The following is a 17937-nucleotide window of genomic DNA, read 5'->3' as shown; positions in this document are numbered from 1 at the left end:
ACGCGTTACACTGACCGGCTGGAATCACGGATGAATCACGGACGGCCTGCCTCACCATGCGGATACTGATAGTCGAAGACGAACCCAAGATGGCGTCGTACCTCCGAAAGGGGCTGATGGAGGCGAGCTACACGGTCGACGTCGCGGAAAACGGCAAGGACGGGCTGTTCCTCGCGCTGCACGAGGATTTCGATCTCATCGTGCTCGACGTGATGCTGCCGGAACTGGACGGCTTCGAGGTGGTCAAGCGGCTGCGCGCGCAGAAGCAGACGCCCGTGCTGCTGCTCACGGCGCGCGAGGCGATCGAGGACAAGGTCGCCGGGCTCGAACTGGGCGCCGACGACTACCTGCTCAAGCCGTTCGCGTATGCCGAGTTCCTGGCGCGCATCCGCTCGCTGCTGCGGCGCGCGCCGCGCAACGTGCGCGACATCCTGCATGTCGCCGATCTCGAAGTCGACCTGATCCGCCGCCGCGTGCGCCGCGCCGACACGCGCATCGACCTGACCGCGCAGGAATTCGCGCTGCTGCAGCTGCTCGCCGAGCGTGAGGGTGAAGTGCTGACGCGCACCTTCATCACGTCGCAGATCTGGGACATGAATTTCGACAGTGACACGAACGTCGTCGACGCGGCGATCAAGCGCCTGCGCGCGAAGATCGACAACGCGTATGAGAAGAAGCTGATCCACACGATCCGCGGCATGGGCTACGTGCTCGAGGATCGTTCGTGACGCAGCACCCGGCCTCGTATTCGCTGCTGCGGCGGCTGACGCTCGCGTTCGCCGTCGTCGCCGCGCTCGTGTTCGCGCTGACCGGCGCGTACCTGTATCGCTCGCTGTCCGCCGAGCTGACGCGGCGCGACGACATCGAGATCTCCGGCAAGCTCAACCAGTTCCTGCAGCTCGCACGCGCGAGCGGCTCGATCGCCGCGCTGCGGGCCGATCCGGCCGTGTTTCATGAGGTGCTGCTGTCGCACCCGGGCGTGTATCTCGGCATCTACGATGCGCGGAACCGTGCGCTCGTCGAGCATTCCGACGAAGCCGGCAATACGCTGGCGTCGGTGATCGCCGCGCCGCATCCGGCCGGCGCGACCGGCATCCCGTTCACGTGCGCGCCGCCCGGCATCGGCACGTCGCGCTGCGTGTATGCACGCGCCACGCTGCCGTCCGGCGACGCGATCCAGGTCGCGCTCGCCCGCACGGCGACCGATCGCCAGTCGCTGCTCGAAAGCTATCGCGTCGACATCTGGCTCGCGGCGGCCGCGGGCGCGCTGCTGGTCGGCGCGCTCGGCTACGCGGTCGCGTCGCGCGGCCTGCGCCCGGTCGAGAGCCTCGGCCGGCAGACGTCGCGCATCGAGGCGCACAACCTGAACGCACGGCTCGACGCGCGCGGCGGCCCGGTCGAGCTGCGTGAACTCGCGACGTCGGTCAACCGGATGCTCGACCGCCTCGAACGCGCGTTCGTGCGGCTGTCGCAGTTCTCGTCCGATCTCGCGCACGACATGCGCACGCCGCTCGCCAACGTGATCAGCTCGTCGCAGGTCACGCTGTCGCGCGCGCGCACGACCGAGGAATACGAAGCGCTGATCGATTCGAACATCGAGGAATGCGAACGGTTGCAGCGGATGATCGAGAACATGCTGTTCCTCGCGCGCGCCGATAACGCACGGCAGCACCTGAAGACCACCGAGCTCGACGCCGGCAGCGAACTGCGCCGGCTCGCATCGTATTTCCAGGCGCTGGCCGACGAAGCCGGCGTGCGCATCGACGTGCACGGCGAAGCGCCGGTCGTCGCCGATGCGACGCTGTTCCGGCGTGCCGTCAGCAACCTCGCGTCGAACGCACTCGAACATGCGGAAGCCGCGTCGACGATCGAACTGGCCGTTTCCATGCAAGGCAGCTACGCGGTGGTCGAAGTCTCGAATCGCGGCGCCGCGATTCCGCCCGAACAGGTCGACAGGATCTTCGAACGCTTCTACCGCATCGATTCGTCGCGGCACGGCGCGGCGCGCAACGCGGGGCTCGGGCTCGCGATCGTGAAGTCGATCACGGAGCTGCATCGCGGCAAGGTCGAGGTCGCGAGCCGCGACGGGCGCACGACGTTCGCGCTGTACTTTCCGCGCGGCACCACGCGCCAGATTGCGTGCTAGTGCGCCTGGCCGGCGCCGAATGAAGTGCGCAAGCAGACGAGCAACACGATGGTCGCCGCGCTGAACGCGGCCCCTGCATAGAACGTCGCCGCGGCGCCCACCCGATCCCACAGGAATCCTGCGACGACGCTCGATACGAGCGTCGCGACGCCGCTGACCAGGTTGAACACGCCGAACGCCGTCCCTCTCAGATCGGCCGGCGCGGCCTGCGCGACCATCGTCGCGAGCAGCCCTTGCGTCATCCCCATATGGAGCCCCCACAGCGCGACGCCGACGAGTACGATTCCCCAGTGCGTGCCGTGTGCCAGCACGATATCGGCCGCAATCAGCAGGACGAGGCCGGCCACCATCAGTTTCGCGTGGCTCGTCGTGTCGGCGAGCTTGCCGAACGGGTAGGCCGACCATGCGTACACGACGTTCATCGCCACCATCACGAGCGGCACGAGCGCGACGGACACCCCGCTGCCCATCGCGCGCAGCACCAGAAACGCCTCGCTGAAGCGCGCCAGCGCGAACACGGCACCCACGGCGACGACCCACCAGTAGCGGGCGCCGAGTTGCGCGACGACATCGCGGCGGATCGGATTGACGCGCACGTCGCCCGGCGCGCGCGCCGGCTCTTCGATGCCGAACGCGAGCAGCGCCACAGCCAGCACGCCGGGAATCACGGCCAGCCAGAACGCGAGGCGGAAGTCGTCGTGCCACGCCAACATGATGACGACGGCCAGCAGCGGCCCGAGGAACGCGCCCACGGTGTCGAGCGCCTGCCGCAGCCCGTAGGCTGCACCGCGCAAGTGAACCGGCGTGATGTCGGCCACGAGCGCATCGCGCGGCGCGCCGCGGATTCCTTTGCCGATCCGGTCGACGATCCGTGCGGTCACGACGACGCCGATCGTCGGCGCGAGCGCGAACAACGGCTTGCTGAGCGCGCCGAGCCCGTATCCGGCGACGGCCAGCCATTTGCGATTGCGCAGGTAGTCGCTCAGCGTGCCGGAGAACACCTTGACGACCGGTGCCGTCGCCTCGGCGATTCCCTCGATAACGCCGATCGCGGTCGCGCTCGCGCCGAGTCCCACCATCAGGAACATCGGCAACAGGCTGTGGATGATCTCCGACGACACGTCCATCAGCAGGCTGACGCACCCGAGCACCCAGACGCTGCGTGGAATCTGGCGAAGAATGCGGGGCGACGTTTCGGTCTGCATGGGCTGCTCCCGGTTCAGGCTTGCCGACGCTGGATGCCGGTGCTCGTCATACTACTGCGCCCCGCGACGAAACCGCACGCACCGGTTGTCGCACGCCGGCTTTATGCCACCTTGTGCCGCCCTATTCCGTCGTCTCGCGCCGGATCTTCGCTTGCCGGCGCGTGCGGTCGTTCAGTATCTGGTGCCGGCGATGGTCGGTCATCTTCTTCCAGTCGCGCGCCTCGTCGCGCGTGCGCAGGCAGCCCACGCAGAATCCGGTGCGGCCGTCGAACGCGCACAGCTCGACGCATGGCGATTTCACGGCCACGATCAGGCCGCCTTCGCCGGCGCCATCACTTCGACGGTCACGTGGGAAACGCCGTCGAAGCGCGCGACGAGCGCATGGTAGAACCGCGCGTCACGCGCGGCGTCGCGTGTTTCGACCGACACGATCGCGCTCATGTGCCCGGGCCCGACCCGCCACACGTGAAGATCGTTGACCTTGTCGCCGAGCGCCTCGATCGCGTGACGTACACGCTCCGCCAGCTTGCGATCGACGTTGACGTCGAGCAGGATCCCGCCCGTATCGCGCATCAGCCCGTACGCCCAGTTCGCGATGACGAGTGCGCCGATGATGCCCGCGAGCGGATCCATCCAGACCCAGCCGAAGGCACGCGCGAGCAGCAGCCCGACGATGGCCAGCACCGACACGGCGGCATCGGCGATCACGTGAACGTAGGCGGACCGGATGTTGTGATCGCGGGCCGCGGCGGCGTGCACGCCTTCGTGATGATCGTGTTCGACGAACGTCAGCGCGTGCTCGTTGCCGTTCAGCGTCACGATCGCATCGAACGCATGGGGCTCGGGAATGGTCTCGCGCGATTCCAGGAAGCCGTTCCGCGCAACCATCGTGAAATGCTGTCGCGACTGGTCGGGACGGACGGTCGTGATCGATGCGGAAACCCCGTCGACGCTCGACTCGCCGGCTGCCGGCGCGATCCGGAACACCGGCGGCACACCGTCCTCGAACACCGATACGTCGAACGCGCCGGCTTGCGAGAAGACCCGCATGGCTTCGTCCGCGTGATCGTCGTGCGCGTGGCCGTGGTCATGCCCGTGGTGATGCCCGTGATGGTGCCCGTGATGTCCACCGCTCAGCAGCCACACGCTCGCCAGGTTGACCCCGAGGCCGAGCACCGCGATCGGAATCGCCTCGCCGAAATGGATCGGCACCGGCGACAGGAATCGCGCGACGGCCTCGTAGCCGATCAGGATCGCGATCATCGCGAGCACGATTGCGCTCGTGAACCCGGCCAGGTCGCCCAGCTTGCCGGTGCCGAACACGAAGCGCGGATCGTCGGCATGCCGGCGTGCATAGGTATAGGCCAGCGCGGCGATCAGCATCGCGCCCGCATGCGTCGACATGTGCAGCCCGTCGGCGACGAGCGCGAGCGACCCGAACAGCGTGCCGCCGACGATCTCGACCACCATCATCGCCGAGCACAGGCCGATCACCATCCACGTCCGCCGCTCGTTCTGCTCGTGCGCGGCGCCGAGGAAGATATGGTCGTGCCCCGCGCCGAACGCGTCATCGATGAAATTGCTCATGTTCCGCCCCGATTACTTGAAATAGCTGTGCACCACGTCGATCAGCTGCTCGGTCGCGCTGCCTTCGTGCTCATCCGGCCCATGTGCATCGACCATGTGTTCGCGGATGTGGTCTTCCAGCACGACGGCCAGCAGCCCGTTCATCGCACCGCGACAACTCGTGATCAATTGCAGCACCTCGTTGCAGCCGCGCTCTTCGCCGAGCGCGCGCTCGATCGCCTCGACCTGGCCCTTGATGCGGCGCACGCGGTTCAGCAGCTTCTGTTTTTCACGAACGGTATGGCTCATCGCCGACTGACTCCTGGATAGGGAGGGGGAGTATATATCCGGAGCGCTGCCCCTATAGGGGAGAGGGGTATATTTTTTCGAGATGAAGGCTTGTCGAAAGCCATCCGCTCGTCTAGACTGCCCTTCGTCTTTGGGGAGTAGCCTGCTTTCCGTCCCCGGAAAGCGAACGCGTCAACACACTCGGCCTGCGGCCGTGGCGCGTTCAGCCTGATCGGCCTGGCGAGACCATGGGCGCATCGCGTCGTTCCTGGTCGGACGTCGGCGGATGCGCCATGGTTTGTCAGCGTCCGACCACGGAGTCCCCATGTTTCCCGCCGCCTTCTCCCCGCGTTTCGCCGCCGTCCGCGCCCATGCCTGCGGAGGTGCCGCATGACTTTCATGTTCCTCGAACTGGCGTTCATGCTGGTCGTCATCCTCGTCGCCGCCGAGGTCTTCACCAATGCACTCGAACATCTCGGCGAGCGCCTGAAGATTTCCGAAGGCGTCACCGGTTCGCTGTTCGCCGCCGTCGGCACCGCGTTGCCCGAAACGATGGTGCCGCTGCTCGCGCTCGCCGGCGGCACGGCGAACCAGGCCGTGAACGAGGAGATCGGCGTCGGCGCGATTCTCGGCGCACCGCTGATGCTCGCGACGCTCACCACCTTCCTGATGACGCTCGCCGTGATCCGCTCGCGCGGGCTGCGCGGCACGATCGCGCCCGAGCGCACGGGCTTCGTGCGCGACATGAACTACTTTCTCGCCGCGTTTTCGCTGGCCACCGCCGCGATGTTCGTCCCGCATCAGAACTGGGCCGTGCGCGCGCTGCTCGCGGCGATGCTGGTCGGTATCTACGCGATGTATGTCGTGATGACGTTCCGGGCGTCGAACCAGCTCGTCGATGCCGGGCACGGCACCGAAGCGCCGCACACGATGTTCCTGTCGCGCCTGGGCGTGCCGACCAACCTCGCGACGATCGCGCTGCAACTGCTCCTCGGCGTCGCGCTGCTGGTCGGTGGGGCGAAGGGCTTCATTCACGGCGTGGAAGGCGTGTCGCACGTGCTCGGCGTATCGGCGCTGCTGCTGTCGCTGATCATCGTGCCGATCGCGACGGAACTGCCGGAGAAGGTCAACAGCGTGCTGTGGATCCGCCGCAGGAAGGACACGCTCGCGTTCGGCAACATCACCGGCGCGATGGTGTTCCAGGGCACGCTGCTGCCGGCGATCGGCATCATGCTGACGCCGTGGGAGCCGCGCCCCGAAGTGCTGACCGGCGTGATCATCACGCTCGCGGCGGCGGCGTGGCTGCGCGTCAATGCACGCACGCGCGGGCTCGCGATCTGGGCGTTGCTGGCGAACGGCGCGGGGTATGCGGGGTATCTGGTCCTGACGCTGGCGCGCTGAGCTTGCTCGACGGCCGCGCCGGGCATGATTCCGCTGCCCGGCGCGAACGAAGCATCGTCGCGCCGCCAGACCGCACGCGATTCAGATGCGCGCCTGGTTCACACGCTGCGACAGTTGCTCGGCGCTTTCCTTGCGCTCGCTGTAGCGGTCCGTCAGGTACGCGCCCACGTCGCGCGTCAGCAGCGTGAACTTGACCAGCTCCTCCATGACGTCGACGACGCGATCGAAATACGCGGACGGCTTCATCCGGTCGTCGTCGCCGAATTCCATGAACGCTTTCGCGACGGACGACTGGTTCGGGATGGTCAGCATGCGCATCCAGCGTCCGAGCACGCGCATCTGGTTGACCGCGTTGAACGATTGCGATCCGCCGCTGACCTGCATGACCGCCAGCGTCTTGCCTTGCGTCGGCCGCACCGCGCCGACCGACAACGGAATCCAGTCGATCTGCGCTTTCATCACGCCGGTCATCGCGCCGTGCCGCTCGGGGGAGCACCACACCATGCCCTCCGACCATTGCACGAGCTCGCGCAACTCGGCCACCTTCGGGTGGTCGTCGGGCGCATCGTCGGGCAGCGGCAAGCCGGCCGGATTGAAGATCCTTGTTTCGGCGCCCATCGCCGCCAGCAACCGCGCCGCTTCCTCGACCAGCAACCGGCTGAACGAGCGCGTACGCAATGACCCGTAGAGCAGGACGATTCGAGGCGGATGGGTCGACGGCTGCGCGGGCTGCAGCCGGCTCGCGTCCGGCACATGAAAGAGCGCGGCATCGAGTTGCGGCAGATCGTTCAATCGCTCAGACACGCCGGCCCTCCGCATCGATCACGATTTCGCCGTCTTCCTTCGCAAACTGCCCTTGCTGCGGATCGGGCAGGATATCGAGCACCTGCTCGGACGGGCGGCACAGCCGCGTGCCGAGCGGCGTGACGACGATCGGGCGATTGATCAGGATCGGGTGAGCGACCATGAAGCCGATCAGGTCGTCGTCGCTCCATTTCGGATTGTCGAGATCGAGTGCGTCATAGGGTGTCCCCTTGCGACGCAGCACGTCGCGCACCGGCACGCCCATCGCCGCGATCAGCGCGCGCAGCGCTGCGTGGCTCGGCGGCGTTTCGAGGTAAAGCACGACGCGCGGCTCGACGCCCGAGTTGCGAATCATCGCCAGCGTGTTGCGCGACGTGCCGCAATCGGGGTTGTGATAGATCGTGATGTCGGTCATTTCCGGATTCCTGAATGATTTCACGCGCACTCGTACCAGCCCTTCGAGCGGTTGACGACGCGCACGACGAGCAGCATCACCGGCACTTCGATGAGCACGCCGACGACGGTCGCGAGCGCGGCGCCGGAGTGGAAGCCGAACAGGCTGATCGCGGCGGCCACGGCCAGCTCGAAGAAATTGGACGCGCCGATCAGCGCCGACGGACACGCGATGCTGTGCTTCTCGCCGACGAGGCGATTGAGCCCGTACGCGAGCGCTGCGTTGAAGAACACCTGGATCAGGATCGGCACCGCGAGCAGCGCGATCACCAGCGGCTGCTTCAGGATCGCCTCGCCCTGGAACGCGAACAGCAGCACCAGCGTGGCCAGCAGCGCGGCGATGGACCACGGGCCGATCTTCGCCATCGCGCGGTCGAACGCCGCCGGCCCCTTCGCGAGCAACAGCCTGCGCCACACCTGCGCGAGAATCACCGGGATGACGATGTAGAGCACGACCGACGTGAGCAGCGTCGCCCACGGCACCGTGATGGCGGACATCCCCAGCAACAGGCCGACCAGCGGCGCGAACGCGATCACCATGATGCTGTCGTTCAGCGCGACCTGCGACAACGTGAACAGCGGATCGCCGCCCGTCAGCCGGCTCCACACGAACACCATCGCCGTGCACGGCGCGGCGGCCAGCAGGATCAGGCCGGCGATATAGCTGTCGATCTGGTCGGCGGGCAGCATCGGCGCAAATAGCTGCCGGATGAACAGCCAGCCGAGCAGCGCCATCGAAAACGGCTTGACGAGCCAGTTCACGACGAGCGTCACGCCGATCCCCCGCACGTGCTGCCGAACCTCGTGCAACGCGCCGAAATCGACCTTGACCAGCATCGGCACGATCATCACCCAGATCAACAGCCCGACGGGCAGGTTGACCTGCGCGTATTCCATGCGGCCGATGTGCTGAAAGAGCCCGGGCAGCGCCTGGCCCAGCGCGATGCCGAGCACGATGCACAGCGCGACCCACACGCTCAGGTAGCGCTCGAAGAAACCGATGGCGGGCGGGGCCGCCACGGCCGGCGGCCGCGCAATGTTCGAGCCGGTCATGCGCCGCCTCCGCAACAGTCGGGTGCTGCCGGTACGCCGCAGGCCGCGCCGGCGCAGCAGTTCTCGGTCAGGAACCGTATGAGCCCGCTCATCGATTCGAAATTCGCCGCGTAATAGATGAACCGGCCGTCCTGGCGCGCGGTGACCAGGTCGGCGTGCGCCAGATCCTTCAGATGAAACGACAGGCTCGATGGCGACAGCCCGATCTGCTGGGCGATCGCGCCGGCCGGCAGCCCTTCGGGCCCGGCCACGACCAGCGCACGAAAAATGGCCAGGCGCGCTTCATGCGCAAGCGCGCCCAGGGCGCGCACGACGAGATTGGAGTCCATGGCGCGAAGGATAGCGGCTTCATTTCAACATTTCAAGTATCGTTGAAATATAACCGCCTCCGGCCCCGCACGCCTGGCGCCGGTGCAGCCGCCCGCCTCACGGACAGGCGACGCACCGGCACATCGTCAGGTCAGGACGCCTTCACCAGCTTGACGATCGTCAGCGTGCCGTCGACCTTCTCGATCCGCACCTTGACCTTGTCGCCCGCATGCGCGTGCTCGAGCATCGCTGCGTCCTTCGCCTTGAACGCCATCGTCATCGGCGGCATCCCGACGTTCTCGAGCGCGCCGTGCTTCAGCGTGATCTTGCCGCTCGCGGCATCGACCTTCTTCACTTCGGCGTCGGTCAGCGCGGCACTCGATTCGGTTGCCCCGCCTGACGACATCTTCATGCCGGACATGTCCATGCCGGCCATGTCGCCGGCAGCAAAGGCGGGGGTGACGAACGTGCCGCCAGCAAGAACGGCGGCAGCAACGGTAACGGTAATCAGTTTCTTCATCGGGTTTCTCCGGTTGGGGGGGATGGCACGTGCGTGCCGTGGGGAACTGCTTCGGAATGCCATCCATGACCCGCGCTTCGCGCACGACGGCGCTGCAGCAGGAGCCATGCGGCGGGAATGACGAACATCGACAGCAGCGGCGCGGTGACCATGCCGCCGACCATCGGCGCGGCGATGCGCTGCATCACCTCGGAACCGGCGCCGTGCCCGACCATGATCGGCACGAGGCCGGCGAGCACGACGGCGACCGTCATCGCCTTGGGCCGCACGCGCAGCACCGCGCCTTCGCGGATCGCGTCGAGCAGCAGCGCATCGGTCAGCGGTTCGCCGGCGTCGAGCCGGCGCTGCAGCGCGCCCTTCAGGTACAGCAGCATCACGACGCCGAACTCGGCGGCCACGCCGGCCAGCGCGATGAAGCCCACCGATGTCGCGACGGACACCGCATGGCCGAGCGCCCACACGAGCCAGAAGCCGCCGACCAGCGCGAACGGCACCGTCGACATCAGCAGCAATGCATCGGCCGCCGAGCCGAACGTGAGGAACAGCAGCACGAAGATCACGACGAGCGTCACCGGCACGACGGTGCGCAGCTTGGCCGCCGCACGCTCGAGATACTCGAACTGCCCCGACCACGCGATCGAATAGCCGGGCGGCAACGCAACCTGCCGCGCGACGGCCTGCTGCATCGCGCGCACGGCGCTCTGCAGATCGGTGCCGCGGAGGTCGACGTACACGTAGCCGGACAGTCGCGCGTTCTCGCTGCGGATCATCGGCGGGCCGTCGGCGATCGCGATGCGCGCGACGTCGCCCAGGCGGATCTGCGCGCCGCGCGCGGTGACGACCGGCAGTTGCCGCAGGTTCTCGACCGAATCGCGCACCTCGCGCGGGTAGCGGACGTTGATCGGAAAGCGCTCACGCCCCGCGATCACCTCGCCGACATCGTCGCCGCCGATCGCCGTCGACACGACCGACTGGACGTCGGCCACCGACAGCCCGTAGCGCGCGGCGGCGAGCCGGTCGATGTCGACGTCGATGTAGCGGCCGCCGTTCAGCCGCTCCGCGAGCGCGGACGTCACGCCCGGCACGGGCTTCACCGCGGCCTCGACCTGCTTCGCGATCGCGTCGATCCCGGCCAGGTCCGGCCCGGAAATCTTCACGCCGACGGGCGTCTTGATCCCGGTGGACAGCATGTCGAGCCGGTTGCGGATCGGCGGCACCCGTACGTTCGACAGCCCCGGCACTTTCACCGCGCGATCGAGTTCGTCGACGAGCTTCTCCGGCGTCATGCCGGGCCGCCATGCGCTGCGCGGCTTGAACCGGATCGTCGTCTCGAACATCTCGAGCGGCGCGGGATCGGTCGCGGTATCGGCGCGGCCCGATTTGCCGAACACCGTGTCGACCTCGGGCACGGTCTTGATCAGCCGGTCGGTCTGCTGCAGCAGTTCGCTCGCCTTGTCGGCGGAGATGCCCGGCAGCGCGGTCGGCATGTACAGCAGGTCGCCTTCGTCGAGCGGCGGCATGAATTCGCCGCCGAGCCGCGACACCGGCACGGCCGTCAGCACGAGCGCGACGACCGCGATGCCGATTGCAACCCACGGGCGCCTGAGCGTCGCCTCGAGCAGCGGCCGGTACGCGCGGATCAGCACGCGGTTGATCGGGTTCGCATGCTCGTGCGGAATGCGGCCGCGCACGAGATAACCCATCAGCACCGGCACCAGCGTCACCGACAGTCCGGCGGCGGCGGCGATCGTGTAGGTCTTCGTGAACGCCAGCGGCGCGAACAGCTTGCCTTCCTGCCCCTCCAGCGAAAACACCGGAATGAACGACAGCGTGATGATCAACAGCGAGAAGAACAGCGCGGGCCCGACTTCCGCGGCCGACGTCGCGACGAGTTCCCACCGTCGGGCCGGCGTGAGCGGTTCGCCGGGATGCGCGTGGTCGTACGCTTCGAGATGCTTGTGCGCGTTCTCGATCATCACGATCGCCGCGTCGATCATCGCGCCGATCGCGATCGCGATCCCGCCGAGCGACATCAGGTTCGCGTTCACGCCCTGGTAGCGCATCACGATGAACGCGGCCAGCACGCCGAGCGGCAGCGACAGGATCGCGACGAACGCGCTGCGCAGGTGGAACAGGAACACCGCGCAGACGAGCCCGACGATCACGAACTCCTCGATCAGCTTGTCCTTCAGGTTGCCCACCGCGCGCTCGATCAGCTGCGAGCGATCGTAGGTCGTGATGATCTCGACGCCGGGCGGCAGCGAACGCTTCAGGTCGGCCAGCTTCGCCTTCACCGCATCGATCGTGGTCAGCGCGTTCTTGCCCGAACGCATCACGACGACGCCGCCCGTCACCTCGCCCTGCCCGTTCAGTTCCGCGATCCCGCGCCGCATCGCCGGGCCGACCTGGATGCGCGCGACGTCGCCGAGCAACACCGGCGTGCCGGCGTCGTTCGTGCGCAGCACCACGTGCCGGAAGTCGTCGAGCGTACGCAGGTAGCCGGTCGAGCGCACCATGTACTCCGACTCGGCCAGCTCGACGACCGAACCGCCGGACGCCTGGTTCGCGTTGCCGAGCGCGGTCGCGACTTCCGCCTGCGTGATGCCGTACGCGCGCAGCTTGTCCGGATCGAGCACGACCTGGTATTGCCGCACCATGCCGCCGATGCTCGCGACTTCGGACACGTCAGGCACGGCCTTCAGCTCGAACTTCAGGAACCAGTCGTTGAGCGCGCGCAGTTGCCCGAGATCGTGACGGCCGGTGCGATCGACGAGCGCGTACTCGTACACCCAGCCGACGCCGGTCGCATCGGGCCCGAGCGACACCGTCGCGCCGGCAGGCAGCCGGCTCTGCGCCTGGCTCAGGTATTCGAGCACGCGCGAACGCGCCCAGTACGGATCGGTGCGGTCGTCGAACAGCACATAGACGAACGCGTCGCCAAACGACGAATACGCGCGGACGGTTTTCGCACCGGGCACGCCGAGCAGCGTGGTCGTCAACGGATAGGTCACCTGATCCTCGACGATCTGCGGCGCCTTGCCCGGATACGACGCCTTCACGATCACCTGCGTATCCGACAGGTCGGGCAGTGCATCGAGTGGCGTCTGCCGCAGCGAATGAACGCCCCACGCGGCAATCAGCACGGTGGCGAGCAGCACGAGGAACCGGTTGCGGACGGACCAGCGAATGATGTGCGCGATCATCGTTCGCCTCCCTGCGGTTCGACCTTCGTCAGCCGGTAGCCGTCGTCGCCCTGCGTGAACGCGAAGCGCACCGTCTGGCCCGGCTTCACGTCCGGGAACGCGGTGGCCGACGGCTTGCCGAACGCCATCGTCATCGCGCCCCAGCCGAGCGCGGGAACGGGTTGATGCGAGAACGTGATGTCGTCGGCCGTGACCTGTTCGACCTTGCCGGTGGTTTCGTAGATCGGCGCTGCCGCGGTCGGCGTCGACGCTTTCGGCGTCGCTGCCGCGCTCGCGCCGGTGCCGCCTTCCAGCCGCGGCAGCACGCTTTTCAGGCTCGCCTCGGAATCGATCAGGAACTGTCCCGATGCGACGACCGTGTCGCCTTCGCTCAGTCCGCCAAGCACTTCGGTGTCGCTGCCGACGTCGTTGCCCGTCGTCACCGTCACGGGCTGCAGCCGGCCATCGCCGTTCTTCACGATGACGATCGAGCGCTTGCCGGTCGCGATCACCGCTTCGGACGGCACGAGCAGGCGCGACACGCTCTGCCGCGCGGCGACCCGCACGCGCATCAGCATGCCGGGCGTGAGCTTCAGCGCCGCGTTGTCGATCTCCACGCGCGCCTGCAGCGTGCGGCTGCTCGTGCTGATGCCGGGCAGTACTTCGCGGATGCGTCCGGTGAAATGCTGTGCCGCATCGCCCGCGAACGTCGCGTCGACCGCCATCCCCGGCTGCACGTTCAGCGCGAGCGCTTCCGGCACCTCGACGATGAGCCACAGTGTCGACAGCCCGGCGATCTTCGCGAGCGTCTGACCGGGTGCGACCATCGCGCCGTCGCGCACGTTCAGTTCGCTGACGACGCCGGTTTCCGGCGCGCTCAGCACGACGTGCGTCTGCGCGCGGCCGGTGCGATCGAGGCTCGCGATCATGCCGTCGGGAATCGACAGCGCCCGCATCCGTGCGCGCGCCGCATCGAGCAGGCTGGCGTCCATCCCGCCGCGCTTGAGCGCGAGGTATTCCTCCTGTGGCGCGAGCCAGTCGGGCACGAACAGCGACGCCACCGGCGCGCCTTTCGCGATGCGCTGCATCGGTGCGCGCGCATAGAGACGGTCGATGTAGCCGGTCACGCGCGACTGGACGACATCCGCGCGCGATTCGTCGAACTGCGTGGTGCCCACCGCATCGAATCCTGCCGCCGTCTGCTGCCTGCGCACGGTCGCATAGCGGATGCCGAGGTTCTGCTGCAGGCCCGGATCGATCCGGATGCCGGACGCGCCGCCGCCTTCGTCCGCATAGACGGGCTGCAACTGCATGTCCATGAAGGGTGACTTGCCCGGTTTGTCGAAGTGCTGGTTCGGCACCATCGGGTCGTGCCAGTACAGCACCTTGCGGCCGGTCTTGGGGTCGGTATTGCCGGGCGACGTCGAGGCGGCAACGGCGGTGTCCGTTGCCGCCGCGGCCTTCGCCGCATGGCGGGCGCCCACGAAATAACCCGTGCCGAGCAGCACGGCACCGGCGAACGCCAGCACGGCCGCGCGGGCCAATGTTTGCTTCGTCATGTCGTTCTCCCTTATTGCGCGGCGGCCAGCGTCGACGGCACGACCTGGTATTCGAGCTGCGCCCAGGTCAGCGACACCTCGCGCCGGAGATCGAGCATCTGCAGTTGCGCATCCAGTTGCGCGCGGCGGGCAGCAAACGTATCGGCGAGCGAGCCGGTGCCCGCGCGGTAGGCCGCGTTCGCCAGTTGCACGCGCTGGTCGGCGGCGGGCAGCAATGCGTCGCCGAGATTCGCGATGCGCGCACGACCGCTCGCAAGCATCGCGGACTGCGTGCGGATATCGGCCTGCACCTGGCGCAGCGTGTCCTCGTACATCAGGCGCGCCTTCGTCGCGAGCGCGGCCTTTTCGGCGACGTCGCGGTTCTGGCGGTTCTTGCGATTGAGCGGCAGCGGGATCGTGACGCCGACGGACACCATGTTCGAATACGCGCCGCCACGCTGCTGGTACGCGACTTCCCAGGTCCAGTTCGGGCTGCGTTCGCTGTTCGCGACGGCGGTATCCGCTTCGGCAACCGCGATATCGTCGGCGGCAGTGATCAGCGCCGGTTGCGACAGCCGCAGCTCGTCCGGCGGCAGCGACGACACGAACGACTCCGGCGCGGGCGGCGTGCCGGCGACATCGCCAACCGGCACGGCGGTCCAGCGCGACAGCGCGATGAGCGCGGTCTGGTAGACCTGCTGCGCTTTCAGCAGTTGATCCTGCGTCTGCGCGAGCATCGCCCGCGCCTGGACGACGTCGGCCGCACTCGTCTTCGCGCCGCGATACGACGCCTTCGTCGCTTCGAGCTCATGGTTCATGTGATCGAGCAGCGCCTGCTGCAGCGCGAGCGCCTGCTTCGCGTAGACGGCGTTCAGCCATGCCGTCGCGGTTTGCTGGCGCACGCTCGCGAGCTGCGCGAGATAGCCGGCGCGCTCGCGCCCGACCTGCTCGTTGGCAAGCGCCGAGCGCAGGCGCCGCTTGTCGCCGGACACCCACTCCTGCTCGATGCCGATGCGGCGCATCGTCATGAAGTCCTGGCCGACGGTGAAGCGCTGGCCGCCATTGACCGGCAGGTTGTCGATGCCGGCCTTGAGCATCGGGTCGGGCAGCTGGCCGGCCTTCACGGCCGCCTCCGCGCTCGCGTGCACCGACGCCTGGGCGGCCTGCATCGAAGCGGAATGATCGGTGGCAGCCTGCAGCGCGGCGTCCAGCGTGAACGGCGATGGCTGCGCGTGAACGACGCCCGCCACCAGCAGCGCCGCCCAAAGCATGGGCGCGCGCCGACGCGCACGCCGCGCAAGCGGCGTGCCGAAATGGAATGACATGGTTGAACCCCAACGGCGGAACCCCAAAGGGATTCCACGTCCTGATACAGGACGAACCTCACCGCGAACGCGGCGAACCTATCGGATCGGGATCAGCTGATGCGTGGAGGGCGCCACAACCCGTTCGGATCGCGGACCGGGAGGATTTGCACGTAGTGGAACGCGACGGTGCTGGCGAATGCTGCGGGGCGACTGACTTCGGCGCGAGCGGCCGGATGATAGAGACTGCCGAACTGGCATTGCGCCGTCAGCTTGCAGGCCATGCCCTTTGCTTTCGCGTGGGACTTGTCGACGGACGACGACTTCGTCGAATCGCAGCCCGGCATGTCGGCGGACATGCCGGCGTCCATGTCAGTCGACATCGACATGCCCTGCTGCATCATCGGACATTCCCCGGCCAGGCCGCTGGCTGCCAGCCCGCTGATGGGCAGCACCGCGCAGAGCAGCAGCAGGATGATCGTCCGGAGGAATTTCATGGCGGGGATTATAGCGCGGGGTTTTGCCGTGTGGCGGGGCGTCGACGAAGCGTAAGGATGCGCCGACTCCGCCACCGCCGTCGCCTGCTACCGCGCGAGCCCGTCGGCCTCCAGCACCTGCTGCACCGCCGGCCGCGCCCGCACCCGCTCGTACCACGCACGCAGATGCGCATACCGGGTCAGGTCGATATCCGCGTGGTACACGGACCGCATCCAGTCGGCCTTGCCCCAACCCGTCAGCGCGAACAGGTACGCATCGGCCACCGTGAACGTGTCGCCCGTGACGAACGTCTTGCCTTCGAGCTGACGGTCGATCCAGGCGAAACGACTATCGAGCTTCGTTCTTGCCGGGTCGACGTATTTCCCTGCCTGCACCGCGTACAGCAGCGGGATGAAGCCTTTGTGGATCTCGGTGCCGAGGAAGTTGAGCCACTCCATCAGCCGATAGCGTGCAAGCGAGCCATAGGCGGGCGCGAGCCCCGCATCCGGACGCAGATCCGCGAGATACTGCGCGATCACCGGCCCTTCGCGCAGCAGCGTGCCGTCGTCGAGTTCGAGCAGCGGCACGTAGCCGAGTTCGGTCACATCGTAGTAATTGCGCCCGTCTTCAATGACATGCTTGCGCGCGTCGACCTTGATGACCTCCGCGTCGATGCCGCCTTCGCGCAGCACGATGCAGATGGCCTGGGAACAGCTTCCCGGAGCGTGATAAAGCTTCATGCGTGTCCTTCGTGGGTTGTCCATGTATCGATTCGCCGCGACGCGGGCGCTAATATCTCGCATCGGCGCAGGGCTGAGAAGACGGCAGTCGTTTGTGCCGTAGTCACAAAAAATTTACCGACCAGGATGCGGCACGATGAAAACGAGTGCGACAGGATGTTCCGTTGAAGAAGCGATGCGCCTGCTCGGCGGCCGCTGGCGGCTGCTGCTGGTGTCGTATCTGCTCGACGGGCCGCGGCGCTTCAGCGACCTGCGGCGCGACATGCCCGGCATTTCGCAACGGATGCTGACGCTCGACCTGCGCGCGCTGGAAGATGCCGGGCTCGTGCGGCGTACCGTCTATCCGGAAGTGCCGGTGCGGGTCGAGTACGACCTGACCGCCGACGGCGACCGGCTGCGGCCCGTGGTCGAAGTGATGCGCGAATTCGGGCTGTGGCTGAAGGCGCGCGATGCCGATGCATCGTGCGACACCGGCGTGACGCCCGGCGCGGCAACCGCGATCGACACGGCCCTTCATTCAACCCGATAACCCCTACTCCCTTACGCAGGAACCCCGATTCATGGAACTTCACGCCACCATCGGCGCGGCGACGTCCGATCTCGATGACGACGAAAGCTTCGCCAACATCTACTGCCACGACGCCGAGCAGGACTATTGCTTCGCGCTGTCGCGCTTTCCGGACGACGCGCTGATCGAAGTGATGGTGCGCGACCAGGTCAACGTGCGCGTCAAGGATCTGTCGGTCCGCCTGACGGACGACACGATCGACGTCGAGATCGAACCCGGCATCGCCGCGCGTCTCGACGGCCAGACACGCTACGTGATCCATCTCGCGCCCGGTCAATACGATCCGGTCACGCTGCGCGCCGCGCTGAAGGAGATCTTCGTCGGCAAGGACGGTTTTCAGGACGACAGCACGCGCGGCTAGGCAGTCGCCAGCCGGTTCATCC

At 67.3% G+C, this 17937-nt stretch carries 19 protein-coding genes and 1 riboswitch; of the genes, 5 read left to right on the top strand and 14 right to left on the bottom strand.

Going from position 1 to position 17937, the window contains the following annotated elements:
* The first annotated feature begins 56 nt into the window (after positions 1-56).
* Entirely contained in the window at positions 57-728 is a 672-nt protein-coding gene (locus tag LXE91_RS27120; protein ID WP_039354035.1) for a heavy metal response regulator transcription factor, read from the top strand.
* Positions 725-2146, top strand: coding sequence for a heavy metal sensor histidine kinase (locus tag LXE91_RS27115; protein WP_039354032.1), 1422 nt, complete (start codon positions 725-727; stop codon positions 2144-2146). Before LXE91_RS27120 ends, LXE91_RS27115 begins: the two co-directional genes overlap by 4 nt.
* On the opposite strand, the gene LXE91_RS27110 is transcribed toward LXE91_RS27115, so the two are convergent.
* The 4 genes from LXE91_RS27110 to LXE91_RS27095 all read right to left on the bottom strand — a co-directional run bounded on the left by LXE91_RS27110 (position 2143) and on the right by LXE91_RS27095 (position 5226).
* Complete coding sequence (locus tag LXE91_RS27110; protein ID WP_039354029.1) at positions 2143-3351, bottom strand: MFS transporter; 1209 nt, start codon at positions 3349-3351, stop codon at positions 2143-2145. The genes LXE91_RS27115 and LXE91_RS27110 overlap by 4 nt on opposite strands.
* Positions 3352-3472: 121 nt before the next feature.
* Positions 3473-3658: a DUF1289 domain-containing protein gene (locus LXE91_RS27105; protein WP_082139547.1), complete on the bottom strand. Its 186-nt coding sequence runs from the start codon at positions 3656-3658 to the stop codon at positions 3473-3475.
* Between the two features lie 2 nt (positions 3659-3660).
* Positions 3661-4938, bottom strand: coding sequence for a CDF family Co(II)/Ni(II) efflux transporter DmeF (gene dmeF, locus LXE91_RS27100; protein WP_039354024.1), 1278 nt, complete (start codon positions 4936-4938; stop codon positions 3661-3663).
* A 12-nt stretch (positions 4939-4950) separates the two neighbouring features.
* Entirely contained in the window at positions 4951-5226 is a 276-nt protein-coding gene (locus tag LXE91_RS27095) for a metal/formaldehyde-sensitive transcriptional repressor (RefSeq protein ID WP_039354022.1), read from the bottom strand.
* A gap of 120 nt (positions 5227-5346) precedes the next feature.
* Positions 5347-5522, top strand: a riboswitch (yybP-ykoY riboswitch).
* Positions 5523-5595: 73 nt separating this feature from the next.
* Between LXE91_RS27095 and LXE91_RS27090 the strand changes: the two genes are divergently transcribed.
* Entirely contained in the window at positions 5596-6606 is a 1011-nt protein-coding gene (locus LXE91_RS27090) for a sodium:calcium antiporter (protein WP_039354019.1), read from the top strand.
* Positions 6607-6687: 81 nt separating this feature from the next.
* On the opposite strand, the gene arsH is transcribed toward LXE91_RS27090, so the two are convergent.
* From arsH to gstA, 10 genes are all read right to left on the bottom strand, one after another.
* Positions 6688-7410, bottom strand: coding sequence for an arsenical resistance protein ArsH (arsH, locus tag LXE91_RS27085; protein WP_039354601.1), 723 nt, complete (start codon positions 7408-7410; stop codon positions 6688-6690).
* Positions 7403-7825 carry an arsenate reductase (glutaredoxin) gene (gene arsC, locus LXE91_RS27080; protein WP_039354016.1) on the bottom strand — a complete coding sequence of 141 codons (423 nt, stop codon included), beginning with the start codon at positions 7823-7825 and terminating at the stop codon, positions 7403-7405. Before arsC ends, arsH begins: the two co-directional genes overlap by 8 nt.
* 20 nt (positions 7826-7845) lie before the next feature.
* A complete protein-coding gene (arsB, locus tag LXE91_RS27075) occupies positions 7846-8916 on the bottom strand; it encodes an ACR3 family arsenite efflux transporter (protein WP_039354013.1) in 1071 nt (356 codons plus the stop codon).
* Complete coding sequence (locus tag LXE91_RS27070) at positions 8913-9245, bottom strand: ArsR/SmtB family transcription factor (protein ID WP_039354011.1); 333 nt, start codon at positions 9243-9245, stop codon at positions 8913-8915. The genes arsB and LXE91_RS27070 overlap by 4 nt, the downstream gene beginning before the upstream one ends.
* 131 nt (positions 9246-9376) lie before the next feature.
* Positions 9377-9745, bottom strand: a complete 369-nt coding sequence (locus LXE91_RS27065; protein WP_039354008.1) for a copper-binding protein — start codon at positions 9743-9745, stop codon at positions 9377-9379.
* Positions 9742-12948 (bottom strand): efflux RND transporter permease subunit, encoded by a 3207-nt coding sequence (locus LXE91_RS27060; protein ID WP_039354006.1) that lies wholly within the window; start codon positions 12946-12948, stop codon positions 9742-9744. Before LXE91_RS27060 ends, LXE91_RS27065 begins: the two co-directional genes overlap by 4 nt.
* Positions 12945-14486, bottom strand: a complete 1542-nt coding sequence (locus tag LXE91_RS27055) for an efflux RND transporter periplasmic adaptor subunit (protein WP_039354004.1) — start codon at positions 14484-14486, stop codon at positions 12945-12947. The genes LXE91_RS27060 and LXE91_RS27055 overlap by 4 nt, the downstream gene beginning before the upstream one ends.
* Positions 14487-14497: 11 nt before the next feature.
* Positions 14498-15790 (bottom strand): TolC family protein, encoded by a 1293-nt coding sequence (locus LXE91_RS27050; RefSeq protein WP_039354000.1) that lies wholly within the window; start codon positions 15788-15790, stop codon positions 14498-14500.
* A 92-nt stretch (positions 15791-15882) separates the two neighbouring features.
* The gene (locus tag LXE91_RS27045) at positions 15883-16266 is read right to left on the bottom strand and encodes a hypothetical protein (protein WP_039353996.1); all 384 of its coding nucleotides are present in this window, start codon (positions 16264-16266) and stop codon (positions 15883-15885) included.
* An 87-nt stretch (positions 16267-16353) separates the two neighbouring features.
* Positions 16354-16986 (bottom strand): glutathione transferase GstA, encoded by a 633-nt coding sequence (gene gstA, locus LXE91_RS27040; protein WP_039353992.1) that lies wholly within the window; start codon positions 16984-16986, stop codon positions 16354-16356.
* A gap of 136 nt (positions 16987-17122) precedes the next feature.
* On the opposite strand from gstA, the gene LXE91_RS27035 reads away from it, so the two are divergent.
* Positions 17123-17515: a winged helix-turn-helix transcriptional regulator gene (locus tag LXE91_RS27035; RefSeq protein WP_039353988.1), complete on the top strand. Its 393-nt coding sequence runs from the start codon at positions 17123-17125 to the stop codon at positions 17513-17515.
* 31 nt (positions 17516-17546) lie between these two features.
* Positions 17547-17915 carry a hypothetical protein gene (locus tag LXE91_RS27030; protein ID WP_039353986.1) on the top strand — a complete coding sequence of 123 codons (369 nt, stop codon included), beginning with the start codon at positions 17547-17549 and terminating at the stop codon, positions 17913-17915.
* The last annotated feature ends 22 nt before the right edge of the window (positions 17916-17937 follow it).

The sequence above is a fragment of the Burkholderia contaminans genome (assembly GCF_029633825.1).
Lineage (GTDB): Bacteria > Pseudomonadota > Gammaproteobacteria > Burkholderiales > Burkholderiaceae > Burkholderia > Burkholderia contaminans.
Note: the sequence above shows the minus strand (reverse complement) of the source record. Positions and strands in the feature narration are given on the sequence as shown.

What these genes read in the sequence shown, in the direction of transcription:
- LXE91_RS27120 (WP_039354035.1), top strand. Translation starts at nt 57, where the DNA reads ATGCGGATACTGATAGTCGAAGACGAACCCAAGATGGCGTCGTACCTC.
- LXE91_RS27110 (WP_039354029.1), bottom strand. Translation starts at nt 3,351, where the DNA reads ATGCAGACCGAAACGTCGCCCCGCATTCTTCGCCAGATTCCACGCAGC.
- dmeF (WP_039354024.1), bottom strand. Translation starts at nt 4,938, where the DNA reads ATGAGCAATTTCATCGATGACGCGTTCGGCGCGGGGCACGACCATATC.
- LXE91_RS27095 (WP_039354022.1), bottom strand. Translation starts at nt 5,226, where the DNA reads ATGAGCCATACCGTTCGTGAAAAACAGAAGCTGCTGAACCGCGTGCGC.
- LXE91_RS27090 (WP_039354019.1), top strand. Translation starts at nt 5,596, where the DNA reads ATGACTTTCATGTTCCTCGAACTGGCGTTCATGCTGGTCGTCATCCTC.
- arsC (WP_039354016.1), bottom strand. Translation starts at nt 7,825, where the DNA reads ATGACCGACATCACGATCTATCACAACCCCGATTGCGGCACGTCGCGC.
- arsB (WP_039354013.1), bottom strand. Translation starts at nt 8,916, where the DNA reads ATGACCGGCTCGAACATTGCGCGGCCGCCGGCCGTGGCGGCCCCGCCC.
- LXE91_RS27070 (WP_039354011.1), bottom strand. Translation starts at nt 9,245, where the DNA reads ATGGACTCCAATCTCGTCGTGCGCGCCCTGGGCGCGCTTGCGCATGAA.
- LXE91_RS27065 (WP_039354008.1), bottom strand. Translation starts at nt 9,745, where the DNA reads ATGAAGAAACTGATTACCGTTACCGTTGCTGCCGCCGTTCTTGCTGGC.
- LXE91_RS27060 (WP_039354006.1), bottom strand. Translation starts at nt 12,948, where the DNA reads ATGATCGCGCACATCATTCGCTGGTCCGTCCGCAACCGGTTCCTCGTG.
- LXE91_RS27055 (WP_039354004.1), bottom strand. Translation starts at nt 14,486, where the DNA reads ATGACGAAGCAAACATTGGCCCGCGCGGCCGTGCTGGCGTTCGCCGGT.
- LXE91_RS27050 (WP_039354000.1), bottom strand. Translation starts at nt 15,790, where the DNA reads ATGTCATTCCATTTCGGCACGCCGCTTGCGCGGCGTGCGCGTCGGCGC.
- LXE91_RS27045 (WP_039353996.1), bottom strand. Translation starts at nt 16,266, where the DNA reads ATGAAATTCCTCCGGACGATCATCCTGCTGCTGCTCTGCGCGGTGCTG.
- gstA (WP_039353992.1), bottom strand. Translation starts at nt 16,986, where the DNA reads ATGAAGCTTTATCACGCTCCGGGAAGCTGTTCCCAGGCCATCTGCATC.
- LXE91_RS27035 (WP_039353988.1), top strand. Translation starts at nt 17,123, where the DNA reads ATGAAAACGAGTGCGACAGGATGTTCCGTTGAAGAAGCGATGCGCCTG.
- LXE91_RS27030 (WP_039353986.1), top strand. Translation starts at nt 17,547, where the DNA reads ATGGAACTTCACGCCACCATCGGCGCGGCGACGTCCGATCTCGATGAC.